The 26,943-nt window shown below is 54.5% G+C and carries 22 protein-coding genes and 1 pseudogene; all 23 read right to left on the minus strand.

Annotation, left to right across the window (positions count from 1 at the left end; all coding sequences use genetic code 11):
• Positions 1–4: 4 nt before the first annotated feature.
• The 23 genes and pseudogenes from tssI to HZZ01_RS06525 all read right to left on the minus strand — a co-directional run bounded on the left by tssI (position 5) and on the right by HZZ01_RS06525 (position 26,748).
• A complete protein-coding gene (tssI, locus tag HZZ01_RS06415) occupies positions 5–2,548 on the minus strand; it encodes a type VI secretion system tip protein TssI/VgrG (RefSeq protein WP_179895974.1) in 2,544 nt (847 codons plus the stop codon).
• Positions 2,549–2,942: 394 nt separating this feature from the next.
• Positions 2,943–3,307, minus strand: a pseudogene (locus HZZ01_RS06420) (IS1-like element transposase); the annotation flags it as partial.
• Positions 3,308–3,491: 184 nt separating this feature from the next.
• Entirely contained in the window at positions 3,492–3,812 is a 321-nt protein-coding gene (locus tag HZZ01_RS06425; RefSeq protein WP_179895975.1) for a hypothetical protein, read from the minus strand.
• Between the two features lie 95 nt (positions 3,813–3,907).
• Entirely contained in the window at positions 3,908–4,264 is a 357-nt protein-coding gene (locus tag HZZ01_RS06430) for an immunity protein Tsi6 family protein (RefSeq protein WP_179895976.1), read from the minus strand.
• Between the two features lie 140 nt (positions 4,265–4,404).
• Complete coding sequence (locus tag HZZ01_RS06435) at positions 4,405–4,662, minus strand: hypothetical protein (protein WP_105100181.1); 258 nt, start codon at positions 4,660–4,662, stop codon at positions 4,405–4,407.
• Complete coding sequence (locus HZZ01_RS06440; protein ID WP_179895977.1) at positions 4,662–5,921, minus strand: PAAR domain-containing protein; 1,260 nt, start codon at positions 5,919–5,921, stop codon at positions 4,662–4,664. Before HZZ01_RS06440 ends, HZZ01_RS06435 begins: the two co-directional genes overlap by 1 nt.
• 3 nt (positions 5,922–5,924) lie before the next feature.
• A complete protein-coding gene (locus HZZ01_RS06445) occupies positions 5,925–6,719 on the minus strand; it encodes a DcrB-related protein (RefSeq protein ID WP_179895978.1) in 795 nt (264 codons plus the stop codon).
• Between the two features lie 2 nt (positions 6,720–6,721).
• Complete coding sequence (locus HZZ01_RS06450) at positions 6,722–8,671, minus strand: type VI secretion system Vgr family protein (protein WP_179895979.1); 1,950 nt, start codon at positions 8,669–8,671, stop codon at positions 6,722–6,724.
• 191 nt (positions 8,672–8,862) lie between these two features.
• Complete coding sequence (locus HZZ01_RS06455) at positions 8,863–9,927, minus strand: hypothetical protein (protein WP_179895980.1); 1,065 nt, start codon at positions 9,925–9,927, stop codon at positions 8,863–8,865.
• Between the two features lie 20 nt (positions 9,928–9,947).
• The gene (locus tag HZZ01_RS06460; RefSeq protein WP_033757379.1) at positions 9,948–10,385 is read right to left on the minus strand and encodes a hypothetical protein; all 438 of its coding nucleotides are present in this window, start codon (positions 10,383–10,385) and stop codon (positions 9,948–9,950) included.
• 23 nt (positions 10,386–10,408) lie between these two features.
• Complete coding sequence (locus HZZ01_RS06465; RefSeq protein WP_179895981.1) at positions 10,409–11,467, minus strand: PAAR domain-containing protein; 1,059 nt, start codon at positions 11,465–11,467, stop codon at positions 10,409–10,411.
• Positions 11,468–11,491: 24 nt separating this feature from the next.
• Positions 11,492–13,462, minus strand: a complete 1,971-nt coding sequence (locus tag HZZ01_RS06470; protein ID WP_179895982.1) for a type VI secretion system Vgr family protein — start codon at positions 13,460–13,462, stop codon at positions 11,492–11,494.
• 16 nt (positions 13,463–13,478) lie between these two features.
• Positions 13,479–15,020: a protein kinase gene (locus HZZ01_RS06475; protein ID WP_179895983.1), complete on the minus strand. Its 1,542-nt coding sequence runs from the start codon at positions 15,018–15,020 to the stop codon at positions 13,479–13,481.
• A gap of 26 nt (positions 15,021–15,046) precedes the next feature.
• Entirely contained in the window at positions 15,047–17,656 is a 2,610-nt protein-coding gene (tssH, locus tag HZZ01_RS06480; RefSeq protein WP_179895984.1) for a type VI secretion system ATPase TssH, read from the minus strand.
• Positions 17,657–17,711: 55 nt separating this feature from the next.
• Complete coding sequence (gene tssG, locus HZZ01_RS06485) at positions 17,712–18,758, minus strand: type VI secretion system baseplate subunit TssG (protein WP_179895985.1); 1,047 nt, start codon at positions 18,756–18,758, stop codon at positions 17,712–17,714.
• The gene (gene tssF, locus HZZ01_RS06490; RefSeq protein WP_179895986.1) at positions 18,755–20,626 is read right to left on the minus strand and encodes a type VI secretion system baseplate subunit TssF; all 1,872 of its coding nucleotides are present in this window, start codon (positions 20,624–20,626) and stop codon (positions 18,755–18,757) included. The genes tssG and tssF overlap by 4 nt, the downstream gene beginning before the upstream one ends.
• Positions 20,627–20,628: 2 nt before the next feature.
• The gene (gene tssE, locus HZZ01_RS06495; RefSeq protein WP_179895987.1) at positions 20,629–21,204 is read right to left on the minus strand and encodes a type VI secretion system baseplate subunit TssE; all 576 of its coding nucleotides are present in this window, start codon (positions 21,202–21,204) and stop codon (positions 20,629–20,631) included.
• Positions 21,194–22,021: a type VI secretion system accessory protein TagJ gene (locus HZZ01_RS06500; RefSeq protein WP_179895988.1), complete on the minus strand. Its 828-nt coding sequence runs from the start codon at positions 22,019–22,021 to the stop codon at positions 21,194–21,196. Before HZZ01_RS06500 ends, tssE begins: the two co-directional genes overlap by 11 nt.
• 16 nt (positions 22,022–22,037) lie before the next feature.
• The gene (locus tag HZZ01_RS06505; RefSeq protein ID WP_179895989.1) at positions 22,038–23,015 is read right to left on the minus strand and encodes a hypothetical protein; all 978 of its coding nucleotides are present in this window, start codon (positions 23,013–23,015) and stop codon (positions 22,038–22,040) included.
• A 10-nt stretch (positions 23,016–23,025) separates the two neighbouring features.
• Positions 23,026–23,817, minus strand: a complete 792-nt coding sequence (locus HZZ01_RS06510; RefSeq protein ID WP_179895990.1) for a PP2C family serine/threonine-protein phosphatase — start codon at positions 23,815–23,817, stop codon at positions 23,026–23,028.
• Positions 23,814–25,670, minus strand: coding sequence for a type VI secretion system-associated FHA domain protein TagH (tagH, locus tag HZZ01_RS06515; protein WP_179895991.1), 1,857 nt, complete (start codon positions 25,668–25,670; stop codon positions 23,814–23,816). The genes HZZ01_RS06510 and tagH overlap by 4 nt, the downstream gene beginning before the upstream one ends.
• Positions 25,671–25,901: 231 nt before the next feature.
• The gene (locus tag HZZ01_RS06520) at positions 25,902–26,294 is read right to left on the minus strand and encodes a lysozyme inhibitor LprI family protein (RefSeq protein ID WP_179895992.1); all 393 of its coding nucleotides are present in this window, start codon (positions 26,292–26,294) and stop codon (positions 25,902–25,904) included.
• A 79-nt stretch (positions 26,295–26,373) separates the two neighbouring features.
• A complete protein-coding gene (locus tag HZZ01_RS06525; protein WP_179895993.1) occupies positions 26,374–26,748 on the minus strand; it encodes a hypothetical protein in 375 nt (124 codons plus the stop codon).
• Between the last annotated feature and the right edge of the window lie 195 nt (positions 26,749–26,943).

Here is a 26,943-nt window from a genome sequence, read left to right on the forward strand (position 1 = left end):
TTAATTAACCTTTAAAATCCAGACAATCATTAACCCTATTAATCCAGCCGGTAAGATTGGGTAAGTTTTTAGGATCAGATATAGTGAGGTTAGTATAATATTGCTTTCTGATTTCAGCAATGCTATCGGTTAGTTTACCTGAATCTTCGACACTATTCATAGCTGAAATTGTATCAGGTCCAATGACACCATCAACATTTAAACTTTTTCCATATTGACTATTTAAGAGTTTTTGAATCTGTTTTCCTGCCCCACCAGATGTAATGCTCCAGTCATAGGACATCAAAGCTAACTTAGGATCTTTTATGTCATTAAAACCACTTGGGTCCCAATATCTTTTCTTGTAAATAATCTCAGCCTGTTCTGGAGTGATTTTTTTAAGATTTTCTAGCGTCGGCTCAACACCCAGATCCTCTTTTGAATATTTTTTCCATGTATTCCAGGCAATCCCATGGTTTGTTGGACCGCCTTTATCAGATGCGCGATTTGAATAGCCCCCTTCATGTCTTAATATTATTGGAGAAATGGTTGAAAAATTGTCACCATTTTTTGGTGTTGCCACCCCTTTCGCCGGTGCCGCCGCAGCCTTTGGTGCAGCGGGCGCGGCCTGGCCTTTCTGCTTCGGTGGGAAAAGATTCTCCACCGCCTGACTGATGTTCTGTTTATGACTGGAGCCCGGTGCGCTAGTGCCTGGCTTCGCACCATCTGTGTTCAGGTTCAGTTTGCCGCCAGAGGTGGTGATATGACCATCGCCCTGCACGAAAATATTGAAGCCCTTACCCACAATGTTAATCTGGCCATTCGCATTAAGTTCGATTGCACTCTCGCCACATTCCAGGCGGAGTTTAGTCCCTGAACCCACTACATAGGTATCGACCACCGCATCGAGTTTGCCCTTACCGGTCAGCCTCTCTTCCCCCCCTTTTACACCGTGGACGCGATTGGTTTCGATACGGTAGAGCTCATTGCCGCCCGCATAATGGCTATGATTGTTGGCGACTGAATGGCTGGAATCATTTTTAACATGCGTATCCATGTTCTTTTGCGCCTGGATCCACAGGTGTTCCTCACCCGCCTTATCCTCAAACCTCAGCGCGTTCGCCGTATCCGCCGTGCCATCCTTCGACCGGCTTAAAAAGCCCATCTGCGTCGCCGCTGCCGGCAGCGCCCACGGCGGCATGCTCGCCTCGTTGTACACGCGGCCGATAATCAGCGGACGGTCCGGATCGCCGTTGATGAAGTCCACCACCACTTCGTCGTTGACCCGCGGGATCTGCACCCCGCCGAATCCCTGACCCGCCCAGGCGCTGGAGACGCGTACCCAGCAGGAGCTGGTGTCGTCGCCCTTCGCCAGACGGTCCCAGTGAAACTTCACCTTTACCCGGCCGTAGCGGTCGGTCCAGATCGACTCGCCTTTCGGCCCCACCACCTTCGCGGTCTGCGGGCCGTGCGTTTTCGGCCACGGCGTCTCCGGCGGCGTGCGGTACGTCACCGACGACGGCAGCACCGTGAAGCTGATGTTGTGACGGCTGTCGCCGGTGTCGCCGCTGGCGTAGCTGTTCTCGGCGAAGTCATAGGTGGCCGAGGTCACCAGATACTCGCCGTTGTCGCTGAAGTGCGGCGCGTTGATGATGGCGAAGGTGAAGCCCGGCGCGATGCCGGTGGCGGTGCCCGACCCGCTGACGCTGTGGTGCTCGGCCTGCCACACCTCCTGACGGATGCGCGCGTAGGACTCGCCGTGGCTGTGGTCGACAAAGTGGCCCGGCCAGTCGTAGACGTCCACCGAGCCCGGCACCGGCGACGCCGGGTTCTGCCGCGCCTGCAGCATCCACGCGTTCGGCTTGCGGAAGTCGTAGTCGTCGGTGCTGTAGATGCCCGGCGTCACGCTCTCCGCCAGCGACCACTGGCTGATGCCCTCTTCCGTCACCACGCCGCCCGACGGGGTGACGTGATAGGCGATGGTCTCATAGCCCGGAAACGCCTGATGCTGGTCCGGCGCGTCGCACAGCACCAGCGTATGTTTGTCCGCCTCGTGGCGGAAGAAGTAGTAAATCCCCTCCAGCTCCATCAGGCGGCTGATAAAGTCCAGGCTGCTCTCCTGATACTGCACGCAGTACTCCCACACCCGGTAGCTGCCCGCCAGGCGCGTCTCCACGCTGACCCCGTACTCCTTCAGCAGCGTCTGCACTATCTGCGGCACCGTCTGGCTCTGGAAGATGCGCAGGTTGCGGTCGCGCCGCATCGGCCACAGGTCCGGCTCCACCGTCAGCTGGTAGACCGCGTAGCGGGTGCCGCTCAGCTCCTGGCTGCGCACCGCCACCCGGGTGATTTTGCCGTTGAGGTAGCGCGGGCTCAGCGCGTTCATCAGGCCGTCGGTCGGCAGCGTAAAGGTCACCGGCTTGCCCAGCAGGGCGTGGCGATCGATGCGCGCGTCGGTGGCCAGCAGTTCGGCGGTGAGCACAAAGGGACGGGACAGCGTCTCGGTGCCGGTGAGCGTATGGAACAGCAGGCCGTCCGCCGGCAGCTGAGCAGTAATGCGTGAGAACATGGTTTTTTCCGTACAGACAGAACTGACGATGACGCGGGTCAGTAAAAGTGGAAGGGAAATGATTTTTTTATTTAAAGCATCTTCTGATTAGAAGTAATGGATATCAGGGCGAAATTATTTTTCAAAACAAAACCCCGATTAAAAAATAAACATTTATGAACATGATCAATATAATATTTTTTCAGTCAATATGTATTTTGGATATCAACCAGGAAATACAAAGAGGAAATTATTTTTTAAATAATTTTAAATTAAAATAAGGAAATATAATATACATTACAAACCATCGTGAGGCATGCACATTTAACATCCCCATTTATTTCACTGACTAACTACTTCTTGATTATTTCATTATGCATGTTAGCGAAAATCAAAACACACGAAAAAAAGAACAATGCTGCCGGGCTTTACTGCCAACAAAGCTACACTGCTCATAAAGTTCGCAGATAAGCGCCACATCAGCATGGGCGACGGGTGAAGAGGTTAACCGCTTTGGCCTAATTTTTTTAAACTCCGGATGACGGTGTTAATGCCAATGTTCAGTGTTCTGGCGGTATCACGAACCCAGGCACCATTGATGAAGGCCATTTCAGTGATCTGTTCATTAATGCACGGCTTACGGGCTTCATAAGCGTAAGTGAGTTGAAACATGCGGTGGCAGTGACGGCTGCGAAATCTGTCATAGCCTTTAGGGTTCTGACCATGGCGGTAAACGTGAGCAGACTGACAATGGAGGCAATGAACGTTAACGCTGGCCATGAGAATCTTAAAAGCGTGCATTATACATCAGATTAAACCAATTAGAGGCATCACCCTATATTTAAATACAGTGTCTACCCAAAACCCTACACTATAGTAACTTAATATAAAAAGTGATAGGATTAACTCTCTAAAAAAATCTTTTTCTAGTGAGAGGGAATTATTTTTATTCACTTATAATAAATCACTTCACAACCTTAATATCTTTAACCTCTCTATCAAAGAACTTGGTCCAATCCTTACGAATAGTCTCGGCCAAACTGATTAGATAGTCAAAGTCATCTCTATGAAGAAGATCATTTTCATCTAATACAAACACCTTACTAATGTCAAAATGCGAGTTTGGATAGAAATTTGGAATAAGAACACCTATAAACCATTTACTATCCGAACGCAGTAAATTAAAGTCACCTTGACGTGACTTAACAATCTTAGCTTCAATAATAAATCGCCCCTTCTTTAAGTCATAAACTTGATAGTCTATCTCTTTATCTAAATTTTTCATGGAAATAACAGTTTCATAATCACCAGTTGGTGATTTACCACCAGGGAACTTTATTTGGGTTATTCTTTATACATTAAAGCCTCAATATTTATCTATTACTGTACTTTTGTATATATTTTTTTCCGTTTTTCATATTCAGGATCGATTTGATGAGGAAGAATGACTTTGAGTCCCGCGCCTATTTGAGATGCAATATAATTTGCGTTTGAAAGATGTTTGGCAAGCTCTGGGTCAGTTGTATCAAACTCTTTGGAAGCCAAACTCCCCAGATTCATGCTATGCAGGACACTTTTATCTTTTTCTTCACCAGTTAATATTTTTTTTACGTACATAAGCTGTTTCAGAGCAACCTGAAAAACTGTAAAATCCGGTTTTTCCATGGCTCTTTGATTAGTGATATCAATAGCATCATTGATGTAGTCTAAAGCAGTATATTTTTCTTTCTTCATCATAAACCTAATATGCACTCTTCTTGTTTGAGAGCAAAGGCAGATCTTGAATTAAAAATCACCAAGCCAACCTTATTACAAACGGAATGTATAAAGTAAGCTAAAGACAGACCTTTTTATTCACCAAATAGAAAAAACTAAAACTATATTAATTCAAAATTCTCCTTGCTAATTTCATTTATTACGTACTGTTCTGGGGCTTCTCTTATTTTTTTTGATAGATCTTTTAACATTTCAATATCGATAGAACGGATATCAATATATGGAGTTACAATGAAGAACCTTTCGACATCAACTTTGTAATCACCTTCACTAAACATAACCTTCATTACATATGAGCTATCGTCACACTCATACAGAGTAAAATCCCAAGGATTCATTGCTATTTTATTTTTACTCATTATAATTTCTCTCCTGTTAATAAATCGGTCACGGTATAATCTCTGCCTTTAACCATTCCTTCGGTTTTTACTACAGCCTCAAGATCACCTTGTGGTAGTTTGCCACCCGGAATCCATTGCTTATTAGCTCCCCATTCATTACCAGTAGGCATTTTTGGAGAGTACAACTCTGTAGGTTCAAATTCAATCAAAACAAGACTATCGTTTTTCAATTGTTCCTGTGGGATGCCTAATTTATCTGCAATCACTCCTACATCTCCTTTTGATTCAGAAATCATTTGTCCAGCGCGCTCCTTGGTTAGAACAAATTCCGTCCTCCCTGGATCAGGTTTACCAATACCATAATCTTCAAAACTTTTTCTAGTGACTATTCTAGATGCGCCATTTTCAAAGGATTTTGCATGAGAATCAATATAATCCTTAGGTAAATATGTTTCGGGGTCTGGCCTAAATGTTTTTTCGATACTTTGTATTTCGGCGATTTTTTCATCATTTAACGGAATTTTGTTAGCATTAATATTATTACGACCACGCCAACCGTCAAACTTCATACCCCCTTTACCACCCAATGCCCCACCGGCAAAACTGCCTGCCAGCATAGACCATTTTTGACCGTCAGAGCCTTCACCGAAAAGTCTGCCACCGACCCAGCTGCCAGCGTAACCACCACCCATTGCGCCTGCTAATCCTAGCAGGGCTATAGCAGGTGAAGCCAGGACCGCAACGGCAGCAGTGCCTACTCCCATCATCAGCCAATTTACCCAGCCGGGGACTTCGGGGTTGATGTCGTCAGTCTGAAGTTTGCCTCCGCCAATAAAGACATTGGTTGAACCGCCAGATATCTCAGCGCTGCAGGTCAAACGGTCTCCGATACGGGCGGCAGGAAAGTTGTTAATAAAAACTTTGTCCGAACCTTCAGCAACCCGTTGCGATGAGCCGCTGTGCTCATCGCAGTCGCCTTTGGACAAATGTGCCCGTATTGCTGCTCTGCTGTTAGTGAAAACATTCGGCGATCCGGATAACAGTTTGCCTGTGTTATGTCGCGGAGCCCATGACATGCTGCCAAGCACTTCACCCACACCTCCAGCAGCACAAGCACCGGCTGCTGCTGCGGATACAACAACCAGAGCCGCTCCACCGGTAACAACAACGGCTGCTGCACCTAATATCGCGCCGCCAATTAACCCGGCGACCATCCAGCCTTTAGAGGCTGTGTGGGCTATCTCGTCCTGCTCTCTGGCAGCATTGAAGTCAGCCATGATTTATACATCCTCATGTCTCTGAAGAAACGCAAGGATTTGTGATTCGCTGGCGAGATCTGCTGGTCCTTTAAAGGCTTTTGCCATGCCAAGAATATCTCTTACAGATGAGTTTTTTCTGTGTGATGATGTCCATAGTGCATAGCGCAACGGCTCTTCATTATTTAAGGCGGCGATATGTAATGGGCTTCCCGCTGAGTCAAAGAACAAATAACTGCCATTCAGAGCTCTTTTCAAATCAACATTCTGATAAAGTAATGTCACAGTTTCATGTGCGGTAAGCACTTTAGTATCGTTATCAAAAGAAAAGAAAATCCCCGTCGCATCAGTTGCCACGGGTACCGGCTCATCATCAGAATCACGAGAATTAAATTTTATACTGTTAATAATCTCATGATATTGCTTACTATAATAATCATTAAAACGTCCTGGGCATGTTCCAATATAACAAACAATCTTTTTACCCCCGGCGTCATCATCAAATAAAACAATCGATTGTTTTTGCCAGATCTCAGCGCCATCATTTTCAAAATGATAAAAAAGCTCAACTGCAGGCAGATTATCTATCTCGATCAGTTGTGATGTTACGTTTACAAAAGCGGGAACAGTGACACTCATCTCATTGATAATTCTAGCGGCCACTTTTTGCACTGTATCGTCATGAAAAGCAGATGCACGAGACACTACGAACGTAAACTCACTCGCATTATTTTCGCTGAGCGTAAAAAGATTCATTGTCCTGTCTTTAAATATGTCGGGCAGTTCAATTGAAGCTTCCTGAAGAGTATAGGTGGCCATTTTTATCCTTTAGTATTTTTTGCTGATGAAGAAAAGTAGTTTTCAATTTCACTTTTTATTTTATTTTTATGTCCACTACCCGGTGCAATTATTGCAGCGCTTCCTCCTTCCGGATTTAAATGTAACTCACCACCTTTGGTATTAATCTCTCCATTACCATCAACGGTAATGTTAAAATTTTTACCAATAAAATTAATCGCACCTTCTTTAGTTAACTCAATCGCGCTCAGACCACACTCGATCCTTAAGGTATCTCCGGCTGCAATTGTGTAAGAAGCAAAGGCCTGTTCAGTACGATTGCCCGTTGTCAGCGTTTTACTATTTCCCTGAGTGCCGAGAGTATGGTCGCCTTCTATCCTGGTCTCATTATTAGCACCCACTGAAACCATGCGATTGTTCAGAACACTGTGTGATTCATCATTTTTAACATGCGTATCCATGTTCTTCTGTGCCTGAATCCACAGGTGTTCCTCACCCGCCTTATCCTCAAACCTCAGCGCGTTCGCCGTATCCGCCGTGCCATCCTTCGACCGGCTTAAAAAGCCCATCTGCGTCGCCGCTGCCGGCAGCGCCCACGGCGGCATGCTCGCCTCGTTGTACACGCGGCCGATAATCAGCGGACGGTCCGGATCGCCGTTGATGAAGTCCACCACCACTTCGTCGTTGACCCGCGGGATCTGCACCCCGCCGAATCCCTGACCCGCCCAGGCGCTGGAGACGCGTACCCAGCAGGAGCTGGTGTCGTCGCCCTTCGCCAGACGGTCCCAGTGAAACTTCACCTTTACCCGGCCGTAGCGGTCGGTCCAGATCGACTCGCCTTTCGGCCCCACCACCTTCGCCGTCTGCGGGCCGTGCGTTTTCGGCCACGGCGTCTCCGGCGGCGTGCGGTACGTCACCGACGACGGCAGCACCGTGAAGCTGATGTTGTGCCGGCTGTCGCCGGTGTCGCCGCTGGCGTAGCTGTTCTCGGCGAAGTCATAGGTCGCCGAGGTCACCAGATACTCGCCGTTGTCGCTGAAGTGCGGCGCGTTGATGATGGCGAAGGTGAAGCCCGGCGCGATGCCGGTGGCGGTGCCCGACCCGCTGACGCTGTGGTGCTCGGCCTGCCACACCTCCTGACGGATGCGCGCGTAAGACTCGCCGTGGCTGTGGTCGACAAAGTGGCCCGGCCAGTCGTAGACGTCCACCGAGCCCGGCACCGGCGACGCCGGGTTCTGCCGCGCCTGCAGCATCCACGCGTTCGGCTTGCGGAAGTCGTAGTCGTCGGTGCTGTAGATGCCCGGCGTCACGCTCTCCGCCAGCGACCACTGGCTGATGCCCTCTTCCGTTACCACGCCGCCCGACGGGGTGACGTGATAGGCGATGGTCTCATAGCCCGGAAACGCCTGATGCTGGTCCGGCGCGTCGCACAGCACCAGCGTGTGCCTGTCCGCCTCGTGGCGGAAGAAGTAGTAAATCCCCTCCAGCTCCATCAGGCGGCTGATAAAGTCCAGGCTGCTCTCCTGATACTGCACGCAGTACTCCCACACCCGGTAGCTGCCCGCCAGGCGCGTCTCCACGTTAACCCCGTACTCCTTCAGCAGCGTCTGCACTATCTGCGGTACCGTCTGGCTCTGGAAGATGCGCAGGTTGCGGTCGCGCCGCATCGGCCACAGGTCCGGCTCCACCGTCAGCTGGTAGACCGCGTAGCGGGTGCCGCTCAGCTCCTGGCTGCGCACCGCCACGCGGGTAATTTTTCCGTTGAGGTAGCGCGGGCTCAGCGCGTTCATCAGGCCGTCGGTCGGCAGCGTAAAGGTCACCGGCTTGCCCAGCAGGGCGTGACGGTCGATGCGTGCGTCGGTGGCCAGCAGTTCGGCGGTGAGCACAAACGGACGGGACAGCGTCTCGGTGCCCGTGAGCGTGTGGAACAGCAGGCCGTCCGCCGGCAGAAGGACGGTGATACGATCAAACATAGTGATTTCCCGGACAGATGGTAATCGGTGAATTAACCCGGGTATTGCCCGAGGTCAGGCAATACCAGAGGGTCAGACAAGCGTCTTTTATTATTGCAGCGGATCACATGACGAGTTAAAAACAGGTGCCTTAATACTCATTGCTACGAGACGGAATGCCAGCTAAAGATGTCTAACTGGCAGGATTACTATTATTTCACGTTGATATTCAGGGTCGCCAGAATAATTTCTACGCAGCGTTTATTCGCTTCGAAGTGATAACTTTTATCATTTCTGTGCTGCCCTACCAATTCAACGTAGCACCACAAGCCTGAACAATTGAATATGTAACTCTGATAAAAGGCGCGCATTTTCTCTTCGTCGCTGTAGAGCTCACCTGTACAGGTCGATAATGATCCCAGCGCAGCATTGATATCATTAGGAATGGGTTCCAACTCGTTTGCCACCAGCGTGACCGAATGCTCATGCTCCCGGAAACGTTGCGTCGACTTTTCAAAAGCATCCTCTGCGGAATGGCATACGGTACCGGAATAAAAGCAAAAATTAATGACCCCGTAATTCACACCATCTATAGTGTGATCGACGATAAGTCTGTTCTCAGCAATAACGCTGGCATGCCAGGACACCGGTATTTTAAAAGCGTTTTCCCCATCCAGGTTAACCGAGGTCAGCAACTCCGCCATGGCCAAGTTACTGCGATGCAGCAGATTCCAGTTAACCACTGTAAAATAGATTTCATTGGCAAGCGAAGGATAGTCGCGTGCTGCACAGGACGCTTTTAATAAGAGGTAGTTTCCACCGCCGCTCTCTCGATTGTAATCTTTTTGAACAGTGTATCGTGAGATCACTTCGTCACCGGAAGCGTGCGTTTTTAGGGTCAATACATCTGCAAAAATACCATTTTCCGAGGCTTTACCGACAAGACGGCGGTGCAGAATTTTTTCGCCCATCATGGCGAGTTTTTTAAACAGCCAGTCAGACGCATTCATCTCCCACTGGCAGCGTTCATACGCGGCCCAAACTTCCAGATAAGGTGAGTCATCCGTGGTTAAGTAGCGACCGATATTGGTTAAACCGACATCAGGGAACGCAACCGGCTCCAGTTCCGCAGGTTTGAGGCTTTTAGGAAGCACAACCCAGTAATGCAGCATTTCTTCTCTGGCCGATGTATAAAGGCATTTCCAGAAGCGTTGTTCGATTTCTTCTTTAGAGAAACCCGGCGTAAGGGGAAAAGTATAGTCCGTTTCAAAATTCATAGCCTGTTTCCCTTCTTAATTTAATTCGCTAGCCAGATGCCGTAATAAATCACTATAGAGCCAAGAGAAACCACGCATTTTGCAAAGATGAGCATGCCAGGCACTAACTTACTGGCAGCAGGTGAAATTCGGGCATAATTATCAGCATTATATTTTTTTTGAAAACCCACAATCCCACTAAATAAAGTGCAAATCATGATAATCATAAACTTTATGCCAAGGATAAATATAAAAGAAATGCCTATTTCTTCCATTAAATCTCCAGCAAGATCATTACTAAACCCGGGAATAGCTAACACTAATCCTTTGAGCGCAAAGGCAAGTACTACAATACCAACCAGCACACCTACAAACTTCTTACCAAATCCTGCCCATTCTTTTTTATTATAAAAATCCTTTCCGTTCCAGACATAATAAACCGTTACAATCCAGAAAAATAAAAACGCTATAAATTTCATGTTAGAATCAACCCTATCTTTATTTAACCGCCAACTAAAACCGTTGCGCAACCGTTGATGATAGCACCATCTGCACCACCATTGCTTCCAGATTTTTCTGTACTATCCCTTTCACCAAAAAACAGGTCGCGGAGGGGTTTTAATGCAATTTTTACATTAATATCGCCTGTTATCCCCAGTATAAAAGCTAACCTACCTGAGAGCTTTACTGTAGCTGAGTAATCGGTTTCATCCGCATAGGCAGTTAAACCTCCTGCTGCACCTACTGCGCCTAAATGTACTCCGCCTTTAGCATCAGCTACTACAATACCGTACAGGCTAACTTTCCCCGTAACGCTCTCTTTCACTGCCGCTGCACCTGCGCCCCCCTCAACGCTGAACCCATATCTTCCTTTATTGCCGGTATATACTTCTACAACCGCTTTTGCATCAGCAGTGCCAAGCGTCACATCGCCGGTAGCGATGGCATACAATGTGTTCTCTGTTCCTATTGAGCCCGTCGCGCCATATTGCATACCCGCCGCTGCGGCTTTGCCATTAATGCCATAGATTCCGCTATCACCGGTGTAAAGTGAGCCAGTTGCATTGGCATCCGCTATTTTATTCCGCAACTCACCTTTCAAAAGTGCGTCACTTTTCATATTCGCTAATGTGAGGTTTTCAAGCGAAAACCCTGCCGACACAGTGTCATAACTGCCATCATTGGTGCTGTCTTTCAGGCTGGCATACGCCCCTAAAATTCGCGCATCGTAGTGCTCGCCATGCAACATCCCATCATCACCAGCTTTCTTCGCCAGCGAGCCTCCCCAGTATTGAGGCGGTGCAGGTTTACATTTCGCGGGAGTCGACGCCCCACCTGCATGGCACTGCGTCTTATCACCCTGACGGGCCAGCGCCATACCGTTAACGAATACGCTGCCGGAGCCGCTGACGATAATACCGCTACCGTGTTGCTTACACGAAAATTCATCACCTTTTCGCGCAGCGGGAAATCCGCCAATGATAACGTCAGGACTGCCGCATTGAATGGGGCCATCGTGAGCCGCTTTATCCACAGAAGCTCTGGCCGCAGGCATACCCATACTGATGTTCCTTCCAATAAGCGATTAACTGTTAATATTGACGACCGCGCCTTTGATGTCGGTGATGTTCGTGCCGGTAATGCTTACCTTGTCATTCGCCTTTAATTCAGCATTTTTACCGGTACCTAAAGTGGTCAACTCATTGCCCTTAAACAGTGCCTGCAACTCGCTCTCAGCATGGATACTTCCTGTTTTCACCTTGATTTGAATAGCGTCAGGGGTGATCAGGATGTAATTCTCTTTCACCTTTAATTTGATGCTGGTATTGGCTTCAAGCAGCGCATTGCCCTCTTTATCCATGGTCAGCACCGTTTCGCCTTCGCCAACATTAATAACGTGCTGGATGCCCGTATTGCTCACCGCATGTTCACCCACGTCGGCCTGACGATTGCGCTTTATCGTGACCTTTTCGTCACGGCCTATGGTTTTCTGCCGATCCACACCGACATGGTGCGTCTCACAGCTTTCCACTTCCGTATCCATATTTTTTTCGGCGTGGATCCAAATCTGCTCATGTCCTGCTTTGTCTTCAAAACGCAACGCATTAGCAGTATCGCTGTTACCATCCTTCGACCGGCTTAAAAAGCCCATCTGCGTCGCCGCCGCCGGCAGCGCCCACGGCGGCATGCTCGCCTCGTTATACACCCGGCCGATGATCAGCGGACGGTCCGGATCGCCGTTGATGAAGTCCACCACCACTTCGTCGTTGACACGCGGGATCTGCACCCCGCCGAACCCCTGGCCGGCCCAGGCGCTGGAGACGCGCACCCAGCACGAACTCGTGTCGTCGCCCTTCGCCAGACGGTCCCAGTGAAACTTCACCTTCACCCGGCCGTAGCGGTCGGTCCAGATGGACTCGCCTTTCGGCCCCACCACCTTTGCCGTCTGCGGGCCGTGCGTTTTCGGCCACGGCGTCTCCGGCGGCGTGCGGTACGTCACCGACGACGGCAGCACCGTGAAGTGAATGTTGTGCCGGCTGTCGCCGGTGTCGCCGCTGGCGTAGCTGTTCTCGGCGAAGTCATAGGTTGCCGAAGTGACCAGGTATTCGCCGTTGTCGCTGAAGTGCGGCGCGTTGATGATGGCGAAGGTAAAGCCCGGCGCGATGCCGGTGGCGGTGCCCGACCCGCTGACGCTGTGGTGCTCGGCCTGCCACACCTCCTGACGGATGCGCGCGTAGGACTCGCCGTGGCTGTGGTCGACAAAGTGGCCCGGCCAGTCGTAGACGTCCACCGACCCCGGCACCGGCGACGCCGGGTTCTGCCGCGCCTGCAGCATCCACGCGTTCGGCTTGCGGAAGTCGTAGTCGTCGGTGCTGTAGATGCCCGGCGTCACGCTCTCCGCCAGCGACCACTGGCTGATGCCCTCTTCCGTGACCACGCCACCCGACGGGGTGACATGATAGGCGATGGTCTCATAGCCCGGAAACGCCTGATGCTGGTCCGGCGCGTCGCACAGCACCAGCGTGTGCCTGTCCGCCTCGTGGCGGAAGAAGTAGTAAATCCCCTCCAGCTCCATCAGGCGGCTGATAAAGTCCAGGCTGCTCTCCTGATACTGCACGCAGTACTCCCACACCCGGTAGCTGCCCGCCAGGCGCGTCTCCACGCTGACCCCGTACTCCTTCAGCAGCGTCTGCACAATCTGCGGCACCGTCTGGCTCTGGAAGATGCGCAGGTTGCGGTCGCGCCGCATCGGCCACAGGTCCGGCTCCACCGTCAGCTGATAGACCGCGTAGCGGGTGCCGCTCAGCTCCTGACTGCGCACCGCCACGCGGGTGATTTTGCCGTTGAGGTAGCGCGGACTCAGCGCGTTCATCAGGCCGTCGGTCGGCAGCGTAAAGGTCACCGGCTTGCCCAGCAGGGCGTGACGGTCGATGCGTGCGTCGGTGGCCAGCAGTTCGGCGGTGAGCACAAAGGGACGGGACAGCGTCTCGGTGCCCGTGAGCGTGTGGAACAGCAGGCCGTCCGCCGGCAGCTGTGCAGTAATGCGTGAGAACATAAGTAATCCCTGACTATTAACTGTGTGGATCGAGCAACCAGACGCCTTCTTCGCTGATGTTCAGCGTCTGCTGGCGGGTGCCACTCTGGCCGCTGATGGCAAAGGTGTAGTTACCCGGGGCCAGCTGCAGCGTCGCGAAGCCATTCACCGCCGGGACCAGCGCCTGCGGCTGACCGTTCACCTGAACGCGTTCACCCTGCTGCAGACGGATATAAACCTGGGCGACCGGCGCGGGTGGCGGTGCCGGTTGAGGATCGGGTTCACGTGCGGCGGTCTGCGCAGGCTCAGCAGTCTGAGCCGGGGCGCTGGCAACGGTATCCGGCGGGGTCTCAGGCTGCGTCGGTGGCGCAGCAACTGGTTGGTTAACCGGCGCGACGGTGACGGCAGGCGCGACGGTGACGGCAGGCGCGACGGTGACGGCAGGCGCGCTGTTCTGCGCGACCTCAGCCGAATCCGTCTGTTCATTACCGCGTGACATCAGCAGACCGGCGCACAGCCCGACCAGCACGCCCGCAGCCACCAGGCCCGGCAGTGCAAAGCGGTGTCCCAGCAGCGCTTTCAGCGGCGAGGCGGGTTTGACGACCTCCTCTTCTTCTTCGATCGGCACCAGCATCGTGCCTGGCCCGCTCATTTTTGCACTGAGCAGCGGTTCCGGTTCACGTTCCGGCAGCGCCATCAGCACAGCAAAATCATCAATGCTCTGCGGACGATCTTCCGGTTTCAGCGCCAGCGCGCGATCGATGGCGCTGAGCAGCGCCGTCGAGTAGCCCGCCTGACGACGCTGCATCAGCGGCTGGTAGTTATCTTCGATGCTGCGCACCACGCTCACCGGAGGTGGCGCACCGGTGATCAGCGTATGCAGCACCGCGCCCAGCGCGTAGATATCGGTCCATGCGCCCTGCTCGCTCTCGTCGTTATCGCTGTACTGCTCAATCGGCGCATAGCCGGGACGCAGCATGGTCTCGCTCTCATCCGACAGGTTGCCGATGGTTTTACGCGCCGACCCGAAGTCCAGCAGAATCGGCTCGCCGCTGCTCTGAATCTGGATGTTATCCAGCGAGATATCACGGTGCAGGTAACCCGCTTCATGGATGGTTTTGATCGCACCCAGCAGCGGTGGCAGCATGCGACGAATCCAGGCCTCATTCACCGACTGCGGATTCCGTTCGCTGAAGTTCGAGAGCGTGGTGCCGCTATAGAACACCGTGCCCATATAAGCGGTGTCATTCTGCACCCAGAAACGCAGCACGTGCAGCAGGTTCGGATGATTAAAGCGCGCCAGCAGACGCGCCTCCTGAATAAAGCTGTTCAGTCCGGCGTGAAAGGTTTTGCTGAACCGCTCACTGCGCAGCACCAGATTGAGGTCATCGCTGCGCACCGCCAGCGAGGCGGGCATGAACTCTTTGATGGCGATATCACGTTCCAGCTGGTGATCCCAGGCGCGATAGACGATACCAAAGCCGCCACCGCCGATGACCTCTTTGATTTCAAATTCATTGAAGCGGTAACCCAGCGGCAGGGCGTTGGGGACATTCAGGGGTTGATCATGTTCCGACATATTCAAAAGCTCTCTGATAGCCAGGATTAAACTGTGAACTGGCAGACAAATTCGCCCTGCTCACAACGCACTTCAACGCGGCGATAGCGTTCATCGCGGGCGTGGGCACTCAGCAATATCTGGCTCATCTGCGGCAACAGCGTGTTGGTGAGGATGGCATCTACCATGCGACCGCCCGACTCCACCTCGGTGCAGCGCTGAACGATCTGGCTGACCACCGACTCGTCGATCTGCGCTTCAATGCCGTGGTTGTCGGCCAGACGGCGCACAATGCGCGCCAGCTGCAGCCGCACAATCTCTGCCAGCATCGCGTCGCTGAGCGGGTAATACGGCACCACCAGCAGACGGCCCAGCAGCGCAGGCGGGAATACCTCCAGCAGCGGCTTACGCAGCGCGGTGCTCAGGGCGTCGGGATCGGGCATCAGCTCAGGATCGGCACACATCGCGCTGATAAGCTGCGTGCCGACATTTGAGGTCAGAATGATGATGGTGTTGCGGAAGTCGATGTGGCGGCCTTCGCCATCCTCCATCCAGCCTTTATCAAATACCTGGAAGAACAGCTCATGCACATCCGGATGAGCTTTTTCAATCTCATCCAGCAGCACCACGCTGTAGGGACGACGGCGAACGGCTTCGGTCAGCACGCCGCCCTCGCCGTAACCGACGTAGCCCGGCGGTGCGCCTTTCAGCGTCGAGACGGTGTGCGCCTCCTGGAACTCACTCATGTTGATGGTGATGATGTTCTGCTCGCCGCCATACAGCGACTCGGCCAGCGCCAGCGCGGTCTCGGTTTTACCGACACCGGACGGACCGCACAGCATAAAGACGCCTGCGGGCTTGTTAGGGTTATCCAGACGCGCGCGCGTAGTGCGAACCCGCTTCGCGATCAGCTCCAGACCGTGACGCTGGCCGATGACGCGCTGGTTAAGTGTGTCAGCCAGATTCAGAACGGCGTCGATCTCATTCTTCACCATCCGGCCCAGCGGAATGCCGGTCCAGTCCGAAACCACGGCAGCCACCACGCCCGCATCGACGGCGGCAAACAGCAGCGGCGAGTCGCCCTGCAGCGCCGTGAGTTGCTGCTGCGTCGCATCGCGCTGTTCACGCAGCGCCGGATCTTCTTCAGTCACACAGCGGGCGCGCAGCGTGATCAGCGTCTCGACCAGTTCGCGTTCCTGCAGCCAGCGCTGTTGCAGCGCATCGCGTTCAGCTTCCAGGACAGTGCGCTCTGCGGCAATCGCCTGCTGACGCGTCACATCGCCAAGACCGACGCGGATTTCACGCTCAATGATTTCCGCTTCAATCTCCAGCGCGGCCAGACGGTGCAGGCAATCTTCCAGCGCCGCAGGCTGTGCGCCCTGGCTGACCGCTACGCGGGCGCAGGCAGTATCCAGCAGTGCCACCGCTTTATCGGGCAGCTGACGCGCCGGAATGTAGCGATGGGATAGTTTCACCGCCGCAGTGACCGCATCATCCAGCAGCAGTACCCGATGATGTTTCTCCAGCGCGCTGACGGTGCTGCGCAGCATCAGAATCGCTTTGGCTTCATCCGGCTCCTGCACCTGCACGGTCTGGAAGCGGCGGGTCAGCGCCGGATCTTTCTCGATGTACTTTTTGTATTCGGCCCAGGTGGTCGCGCCAATGGTGCGAAGCTGGCCGCGCGCCAGTGCCGGCTTCAGCAGGTTAGCGGCATCGCCGGTACCCTGCTGACCGCCCGCGCCGACCAGAGTGTGAATCTCGTCGACGAACAGCACAATCGGCGTCGGGCTGGACTGCACTTCATTGATCAGCGCCTGCAGCCGCGCTTCGAACTCCCCTTTCATTCCGGCACCGGCCTGCAGCAGGCCGATATCCAGCAGCCAGAGTTGCACATCGCGCAGCGGCGCAGGGACATCACCCGCGGCAATACGCAGTGCGAGGCCTTCGACCACCGCGGTTTTGCCGACGCCCGCTTCACCGGTCAGCAGCGGGTTATTCTGACGACGACGCATCAGGATATCGACCATCTGGCGGATCTCATCGTCACGTCCGGTCACCGGATCGATGCGGCCTTCACGGGCGCGCGCGGTCAGGTCCTGTCCATACTGTTCCAGCGTCGTGCCACCGGCCGCAGGCGGTGCGCCCGCCGCGTCCGCCGGTGCGCTCATCGCCTGCTGCGCTTCTTTGCTGTTACTGAGTAGCGTGTCGAACTCCGCCAGCAGCGCATCGGCGTTGACGCGGCTGAACTGGCCGGAGATGCCTTTCAGTACGCTGGCCAGGTTGAAGGTTTTCAGCATGCCGATCAGCAGATGGCCGCCGCGAATGCGGGTCGCGCCATATTTCAGCGAGGCGTAGACCCACGCCCGCTCCACGGCGCTGTCGATATGCTCGGAGAGGTCGGAGACCGCACTGGCACCGCGCGGCAGGCGATCCAGCGCGGCAACGATGTCCTGAGTCAGGGCCTTTTCATCCAGTGAAAAATGTGTGATGACCTGCTGTAAGTCGCCATCCTGCTGCTGCATCAGCTGATGCAGCCAGTGCACCAGCTCAACATAGGGATTGCCGCGCAGTTTGCAAAAGGCGGTGGCGCTTTCCAGCGAGGTAAATAACAGCGTATCCAGTTTGCCGAATAGCACGGCACGGCTGATTTCTGACATAGGGGGGCTCTCTTCAATGAAAGACGCAGGCTGTGTAACAGGGAAAGCGGCTGGGCTAGCGTGAAGCTGCCTCAACCTCAAACATAAAATCTTCACGATCGTGCGGCTGCGGCATCTGCCCCAGCCAGCTGGTGTAGCCGAGTCGGGCACTGCCGCCCAGCGCCACGCCCTGCACCTCGTCAGCAGCGAGGATCAGGCTGAGATCCCACTGCATTTCGATGCCCAGGTAGTGGCGTACCCAGTCGCGCACTTCCTGCGCGCCAGGTGCATCCGGCAGAAAACGGGCATACTGCGCAGCGCTGAGCGGGCCCAGGTGCAGGCGAAAACGGTGCTGCACATCGCGTACCGCCACGCCGAGAAACGCGGAGGCGCCCAGCCGGGGCATGTGACGTCCCGCGCCCAGCCGGGCCTGATCGCGACTGTCCAGCGTCAGCCAGTGCGGCAGGTTCTGCGTGAGCCGGACCGGTACGCCAAAGTAGTGGCGCAGGATGCGCACCAGCCCTTCGGCATCGTGACCGTGACGGCTGAGATGGCCCACCAGCATCAGCCGGGCATGAAGACTCAGCGAGCTGGCCTGCTGCTGGGCGGGTAAACCGATGCCGGCCAGACAGGCAAGATAGTTCAGGAAGCGACTGTCGTCGGGGCGATCCAGCGACACGGTCGGCTGCGCATCCGCCCAGGCGCGATAAAACAGCAGCGTGGCGCGGTGGTGAAACAGGTCAGCAAACGCGGACAGGCTGTGATCCTGATGATGCACGATGCGTTCGTGCACATATTCGGTCAGATGAGTGGGCAGTGGACCATTAGGGCCAAACAGGCCAAAGCTGAAGATCGACAGCTCATGTCTTCCCGCCTCGTCACGTGGCGTGACGCTGGCGACGGTGGCAGGGGCAAACGCCAGTGACGGCGTCTGACCAATGCGTACCGATTCAAACTTCGGCAGCGGCGCACGGCCCAGTGGATAGCGCTGGCCACCCTGCGCATCCAGCCGCCGCAGCAGCTGGAACAGATCGTAGCGCCACGGCGCGGCCATCACTTTTTGCCAGAAATTATCCGGCAGTCGGGTGAGCCGTGGCAGCGTAATCACCTTTTCGCCACTCATATCAGCGCTTTCCGGCCCATGCGCGGCGGCCAGTAGCCGACTTCCCCGCGCTGCTGACTGTTCAGGGTGAACTCCGTGAAGCTGTTCAGCGCCACCAGTCGGCCACAGACCCGCTCCAGCACGCTACCGAACAGCCACGGGCTGGCACCCGAAAACGCCTGCTCATCCACCTCCAGCGTAATGCTGACGCCGCGCGCAAACACCACCGGGCCTGGCTCCGGCACGCGGCGGTTGACCGCGCTGAGCGTACAGTGGCGGATGCCGTCAATCTGGCGGGCAACCGGCGCTTCAGCGAGGTTGGCGTAGAGGCTCAGCAGCTGGCGCAGCGCGGCCGCACCTTCTCCGTCGCTGCTGTCCATCAGGCTGAGGTAGTTCATCTGCAGATGGCTGATCAGCCGCCACGCTGAAAGGCCTTCCGCCAGCGCCGGGCGCGGCGGTGTCGGTCCTTTGCACAGTTTCAGCTCCGACACCGGAATGGAGTCCGGCATCACGAAGTTGCCCTGATCCTGCTGCAGCATCAGCGGCAGATCGCGACTGGTACACATCACCTCAGCAGAGAGATAGCGCACCTCATCGCGCCACGGCGCGTGATGCTCATCCACCAGCGACAGAAAAACTTCGGAACCGATGTAGCCGGTGCGCGTACCGTAACGCTGGGCCTGCTCTGACAGGGTGCGCTGTTCACGGCGCAGCGAGAAGTAGGCGCCATAGTCACCCTGGTCACCGCTGAAGGTGCTCCAGAACGGACGGAAGACCTGCTCTTCCCGCTTCCCCTCTACGGTGGCGAACAACCGCTGAACCGAATGCACTTCATAATCCAGTGGCCGGATGTTATCCACCACCAGATGATATTCATGCTGGCTGTCGCTGACCTTCAGACGCTCAGCGGTTTTCGGAAACAGGTTAATGACCGGCGTGCAGTGCAGCGCCAGATGGCTGTGATCGACCACGCTTTCCAGCGCGCTGTCCGCTTTGTCGAGCAGGATGATAATGTCGAATGCCGTGGCGTTGTCGCAGCGGCGCAGAAACGGGCCGAGCTGGTTCAGGCTGATAAACTGGAAACGTGCCGGAAAGGCGAAATATTCCTGCAACAGACGATACCCGTCGAAGTTACGCAGATCGTCCGGCAACAATGCCTGCTCCGGCGCGAAACCCTCCTGCTGCAGCGCGTCATCTGTCAGCACCTGACGCAGCGGCCGTTTCTCTACCGACTGCAGGACGATGCCTACCCTGTGCTGCATCAGCAGCTCCAGCAGCTTCAGTGCCTGAATATCCGGGCCACTGAGGAACAGCATCAGGTCGTCCACGTTGAGCTGACTCAGGGAGGAGATCCCTTCACACGTGATGCGGATGCGCAGCGCACTCGCGGCGCCCAGGCCCGTGAGTTTCAGCTCACCTGAGGGCAGATCGCCCGGCACGCCGCCGAGGCTGGCTTCGCTGATCCGCAGCGGATGCAGCACCACATCATGTGCGGTGGAGTAGCTACAGGTCACCCCGGTTTTTTTCAGATTCTGGCTCTCCATCATGGTGCCACGCGGCACGCGGAAGCCCTGAGTCATGTCACCCTTGCGGCTGTCCGGCGTCAGCTGTGCGATGGCCATTGACGGCGTTGGCGAAAGATAGGATGGCGCAATCATCTCCAGCAGACGCTGCGAGAAGCGCGGAAACTCCGCATCCATCTTCAGCTGCACGCGCGACGTCAGGAAGGCGAATCCCTCCATTAGCCGTTCTACATAAGGATCTGCCACGTCGATGCCATGCATGCCGAGACGTCCCGCCACTTTCGGGTAACGCGTCGCGAACTCTGCCCCCATCTCGCGCAGGTAGGCCAGTTCACGGTTGTAGTAGTCGAGCAGATTGCTGTCCATGATTACCCTGCATCCTGAAGTTCGAAATGGCCGCTCTCCAGATCAACCTGAGTGCGGAACAGAAACGCCAGCGGATAAGGTACGCACCAGAGCCGCCCTTTGATCTCAATCGACAGTACGTTGTGCAGGCTGAGCGAGCCGAGATCGCTGACACAGCGCACCTGCAGCCCCTGCGGCAGAATGCGCGGCTCGAAGTGCAGAATGGCGTTGGTCATTTTGCGCTGCATATCCTGCCATTCGATATCGGAGACGTTCTGCCCGGCCAGCGGCGCAACGCCGAAATTCCAGACCGAGCGCTGCACCTGATCGAAACCGTCCAGATCCTGCTGCGCTTCGTTATTAATGGTGTTGAAGAGCCACTGCAGATCGCGCAGGACGTGGCGGCGCAGCGTGCTGTGGCTGATCAGCATGCTGTTCTCCGCCTCCTGCTGCTTGTCCGGCGCGTTGTCGGTCAGGCGATCCAGCAATGAAGATTGCAGCTTGTCGCGGGCGGTTAACGCATCGCGCTTTTTGCGCGCGTGAAAGCCGCCATGCAGCTGGGCATAGCCATCATTGTGCGCGCCTGAATCATGACTCATCGGCAGACTCGGTGTTGTCGAACGTGACCTGCTGCAGGCTCAGCAGCGAGAATTCCGCTCTGTCGCTGATCCACATTTTTTGCCCCTGGCCGATAAACTGATCCGGGTCGTCGCCCAGCGGCTGCCATTCGGTGACGCTGGCGCGCAGAAAACGCTCGTCTGATTCTGCCCGCAGCGGATAGCGCGCCGGGATCTGACACACCTGCTCGCTGCCATCCACCAGCTGCACCCGCGTATGACGCCACACCAGATCAGTGACGCTGGCCGGCGCCTGGAACTGCATCTCACGAATAGCGGCAAACGGGATCCAGTAATAACGACCCTGATTGATCACTTCACACACCGGCCCGAAACGGCTGTCGCCATCCATCAGCCAGCTGAATGCGGTCGGCTGATCCTGCTGGGTCGCGGTGCCAGGATTGGCGGCGGCGAGGTTGAGTGCCTCTGCCCGCAGTGCGCTGCCGCGCGCGACATCGCCTGCCGTTTCGGCCTGTAAGGCGGCCAGCAGCGTGTCGCACCAGTGCCAGGCACTGCCCGGCAGCACCGGGTCGGCCTCGCCACGCAGTACTGCATCACGCTGCAGTTCACCGGCAATCGCCTGCTGCAACAGAGTGACGGTCGGTTGCGCCTGCGGACTTAACGCCAGCCAGGATTGCAGCTGTGTCTGCGCGCGCGTCCAGTTGCCTGACAGGCAGAGCAGTTGCACAAAGGCAGCCCGCAGGTCGGCGTTCGCCGGATTCGCCTGAATCTGACGGGTGACATCAGCCAGCGTCTCGCTGAGCGTGGCGTTAGCCAGAAGGTGTTGTAAGGATTCCATGCAAACTCCTTTTGCGTCAGTTAAGGGTGCGATAGGCCGCGGCGGCGGGATCTTTCAGTTCAGGGTGCAGTTTTTCCACCAGCTTTACGCTCAGCGTGGCATCACCGCTCACCCACGGTGACCAGACTTTGCGGACTTCCTGCAGACGCGCCTGCAGCGCACTCTCATCAGCCGCTTCGCTGGCGGGCATCTGCACCACCACCTGACGCGTTGCCTGCCAGCCGTTAAAGCGGTTGCTGAACGGCAGAACCAGCCAGCTGTCCGGGGATTTTTCGTTGCTCAGCACCATGCGCTCACTATTGACCGTGGTGATGTGGAGTTCGGCCGTGGATGACTGACTGCTCAGTCCCATTACCGGGAAGCCCTGCAGGAAAGTCACGCCGACGGCTGCCGGCGCGCCGTTACCCTGCTGCGTCAGGCGGCTTTGTCCGCTGAGCCAGCCGTCAGAACCGCAGACCAGCCCCTGTTTTGCCGGAACAAACAGCGCGCTGCCCTGTGCCGGATGCTGCCACCAGGTCCGGAAATGGCAGCCATCGAGCAGACTGAATTGCAGCCACGGTGAGGTATCCGCCTGGGCGGCATTACGCAGCGCGTCAATGGGTATGGCCGCCGTGGCTGGCTGTTGCTGTTGCTGAGGTGCGGGTGGTGTCACCACGGTTTTCCACTGCTGCGCGCGGGCGGCGCTGCCGGTGGCGATTGCAATGCCCTCTGGATCGGTCAGTTGCCAGTGCAGCTGCTGCAGCGGTTTACACTGCGTCGCCATTAATCCGGCCACCCGGGGCAAGAACTCTTTTAAGACGGTGGGATTTTTCTCACCCAGCGTGACGATGCGCAGGTTAACAGTGCTGTTACACCAGCTCGACAGCTGATTGTTTTTGACGTCATCAATCCAGACATCCAGTTTCTGTGCCGGGGACTGTACGATGCGATAGTTTTCAGCATAAACCTGCATGCTAAGCAGCATCGCAGCCAGACCCAGTAATCCATATTTCATGTTGGCGTTCTCAATCTCGCAGAGGGAAGAACTGCGCCGCTTCAGAGAGCGAGTGCAGCAAGGTGGTGTCCTGAGGCGATCCAATCCAGACGGCCAGCGCACTGAAATTATCCTGCTGTCCCTGATCCGACTGATCGTTTTTGATGATTTGCTGCATCAGCGTCAGCCACTCTTCCGGTGTGTTCACCATGTGCAGTGACTGCTGCATCTGTTCCAGCGTCACGCCGTGCCAGAAACCATCGGTGCAGAGTAAAAAGGCATCGCCATCTTCAATCCCGACCACATCGCTGTAGCTGGCGTCGCGCTGCTCATCGCCCATTCCCAGCGCAAAATAGAGCAGATTGCTGTTGATGCCTTCGGTGCGATGTCCGGCATCTTTCATCTGCTGCACCAGGCTGTGGTCGGTGGTGACGAGATAGAGATAGCCGCGACGAAACAGATAGAGGCGGCTGTCACCGGCATGGGCCCAGCAGGCCAGATGGTAGTCGCGGTCTATGAACAGGCTGACCAGCGTGGTACCCATCCGGCTGTGTTCACTGCTGGCTTTTTGCTGCTGCCGGATGGCGTGATTCGCGTGATTAACGTAATTACGAATCGACTGCGCATTGAGATGCGCGTCGCCATCAAATGCCTGCAGCAGGCTGCTGCGGGCGATGGCGGCCGCCTTATCACCACCAGGAAACCCAGCCACACCGTCGCAGACGACAAAGCAGGCTGAACGCTTACCGATGACATCACCGATCTGATCCTGATTACTGGCGCGATCGCCCTGATTGGACGTCGAGGCAATAGTGATATTCATGCGTCATCCGTGTGGGTTTGTGAGTCTTTGTACTGATTGACTTCCAGGTCGTAGGCGTGCAGAAACGCTTCGCCAAACAGGGTGTGGAAATCGTCTTCGATCTCGCCTGCTGTCTCGCCGTAGCGCTCAACAAAATGCTCCCACAGTGCCGCTTTGCGGCTGCCCGGCAGACCGATACGTGAAACGGATCCTGCCTGACGCGCCTCTTCTTCCAGCTGCTCCGGGTTAAAGGATTGCAGCATTGAGGCGATGATGGCGCGGATACCGGCGATCATGCCCAGCTGGTGCGCCTGCAAATCGATCAGCGCATCACGCACCGCCTGACGCGGCGGCATAAAGCCCGGCATCCGGCTACCGAACATCTGCATCAGGACGGTTTTACCCGACGGCAGCAGCTTGAACGGGTTGTTGGCGTCATCGAGGATCACCGTCATGTCAGCCTTGACGCCGCGCTTGAGGATCGAACGCGACGACAGCAGTGCCACTGTGCCCTGCGAGAACATGCTGAGCATCTGACCAAATTGCAGCATCTGCTCGCGGTCAAACTGAGGCGTCGGCTGCAAATCACGCAGGCCCATGCCTTCGAGCAGCGCATCCAGCAGTTCGCCTTTCAGGGCATCGCTACTGCTCTCGCTAGCTGCAGTCGCGTGCGCAGCGGCGGCATGGTGGCGACCGGAAGCAACCGGATCGATGCGCAGCCGCCCTTTTGGCGTCGGCGATGGTGTGCGCTGCACCGCCTGCGGCGTGGGCAGCGTAATTCCGCCGTAGTCGTTCTGCGGATTCACCGCGTCAGGCTGGCCGGACTCCGCTTCATCAGCCTGCGGCGCATGCCGTTGGGCTTCGCTGTGAGGCTGGTCATCAACAGGTAAGTCGATGCCGCTGAACAGCGGTGAGTTTTCCATTTCGTTCAGACTGACGGAGACCTGCTCGTGTGCAGGTGGAGCAGCCGACTCAGGCTTTGCCTCTTGCTTAGGCGGTACATGCAAGGTCGCGGGTTTCGCTGGCTCCGGCTGTGCCAGTGGCACCGCATTGCCCATCATCAGTCCTAACGGATCGTCATGATTGCGCACATCCGCATTGCTTTCGCCGTCAAACAGACTCAGCGGATCCAGTTCAGCGGCGGGCGCTTCAGCCTGCTTCGGCGCAGTGTTCTGCTGAGCGGAAAGCGTGCTCGGCGTCCGATCGTCAAAAATACTCTGCTGCGCGAACAGCGCATCGCCGTCGTCAAACAGGCTGCGGCTTTTCGGCTGCTGGCCATAGTCCAGCGGCGCATCATTAATCAGCTGTGACAGGGGATCTTCCGGATTTCGGTCTGGCAAAGCAGGTGCGGTCAGCGGATGGGCATCCGGCATCTCCGGCACTGCTTTGCGTTTAGAAAGATCGTCTGAAATCGAAAACTCTTTCGCCAGGCTGTCCCAGATTTCGCTGGGAATGGCGGCGGTGCTGGCTTTTTCGGCGGCAGGTTCGCGAACGGGTTCGACGGGCTGAACCGGTTCTGGACGCGGAACAGCTCTTTCCATCTGCGGCTGATGATCGCTGTTGAGGTCGCTGACCAGCAGCTGATAATCATCAATGCCGAGAATATCCCCATCCTGCAGCTCAACCTGCCGACCACGTTCCAGCGGGATATCGTTGAGCAGCACGCGCGTCACATTGCCACGGTTGGTCAGGCGACATTCGCCGTTAGCCGTGATGTGCACAATCGCCTGCAGGCGTGAGAGTGTGCGATCGTCATCCGGCAGTACCAGATTGTTATCCACGCCGCGACCAATGGTGCCGCCGGGCGGGAAGAAATCACAATGAGTCTGAGGCGGCTGTTGGCCCGGTTTAGTCGTTATTATCGTAAAGCGCATAACGGATTCCTGCGGTTAGCGGTTCGGCATCTATACCGCGCACCTCTCGGGGAAAGACGCGGGGTATAGAGAGCGGGAAGTTTTAATTTGGGGGATGGGTTTATTAAATAGCTGTCTGTGAATTTAATTTATTTAACAAAAGGGAGTGATTAATAAATCATATAATGCAAATTTTATTTTTCACAAAGTAAAAGTTTCAACTCTGATAACATCTTTTTTTACCATCAATGATTAAGGTATTAATCTCATCTTTTTAATTCTTTGTTCGTTAAGTTCAGAAGCACACATATTAATATACGAATTACTTAAATCACTTCCTTTATCTGCAGCATAAGAAGCCAGTTTACAATCATTCTCACGGTACTTCAGCCAGGCTCGTTGAGCTTCAGTCAACGTATCCATATACTGGCTTAACTCTTTATTGTCACCTTTGAAAAGCGTTTCAATTCTGTTTTTAGCAAGCTTGTATTCTTTATTTAAATCAACCTCAGTTTCATTCCTGTTTTTTTGTGCACATGAATAAACTTCCTGACCGTTATTGCCCATTGAACAAGCATTCATCGCATAGACGGGAGAAACATAAACAACGGTGACACACAGCAGCATAAAAAAATAAGATTTCATTAAAATATTTCCCTGTCATAATGTCCCTTCTCCTGATTAAAACGGGAGGCATCAATATGCCCCGTTTTTATATACAGCTCTATTTCATCACGCCAGCATCCTGAGCAATAACTTTACCCTTAAATGTAATAATATAATCCCAGAGACTCTCGCCTTTAAGACTGGGATAAAACGAATAATTATACTTCCCGTTAGTGAAGTTATACCCCTCGAAGTCGCAAACGTCAGGGCAGTTTTTATTAATCGTCTCACCCTTAAGAGATATAGATGAATTATCTTTCAGACTTCTCGACTTAAGCGAAACTTTATCACAGGTCAGATTACCTTCTTCACAGCCATATATAATTTCCGCTTTAAACTTTTTACCTTCAAAATGTGAAACTGATTTCGCCAACGCTAATGAAGGTAAAATCACTAGCGCTACCATAATAAAAAAAATTTTTATATTCATCATCTGGTTGACTTGCAAAAGACTCGACTGGAGTAAACTGGTTGACAGGTAAACTACAAAGCATCGACAGAAATTTATATCATAAATATAAGTTAGTGCCCGCAGACATTTTAATGGCATCAGCAGAATTATGGAATTGAAAAATAGAAATAACAGTGCGTTGATGATTCATCTTATAGAGAATGTCGTGCCCAGCCT

The organism is Pantoea sp. WMus005, from assembly GCF_013415305.1.
Taxonomy (GTDB): domain Bacteria; phylum Pseudomonadota; class Gammaproteobacteria; order Enterobacterales; family Enterobacteriaceae; genus Pantoea; species Pantoea rara.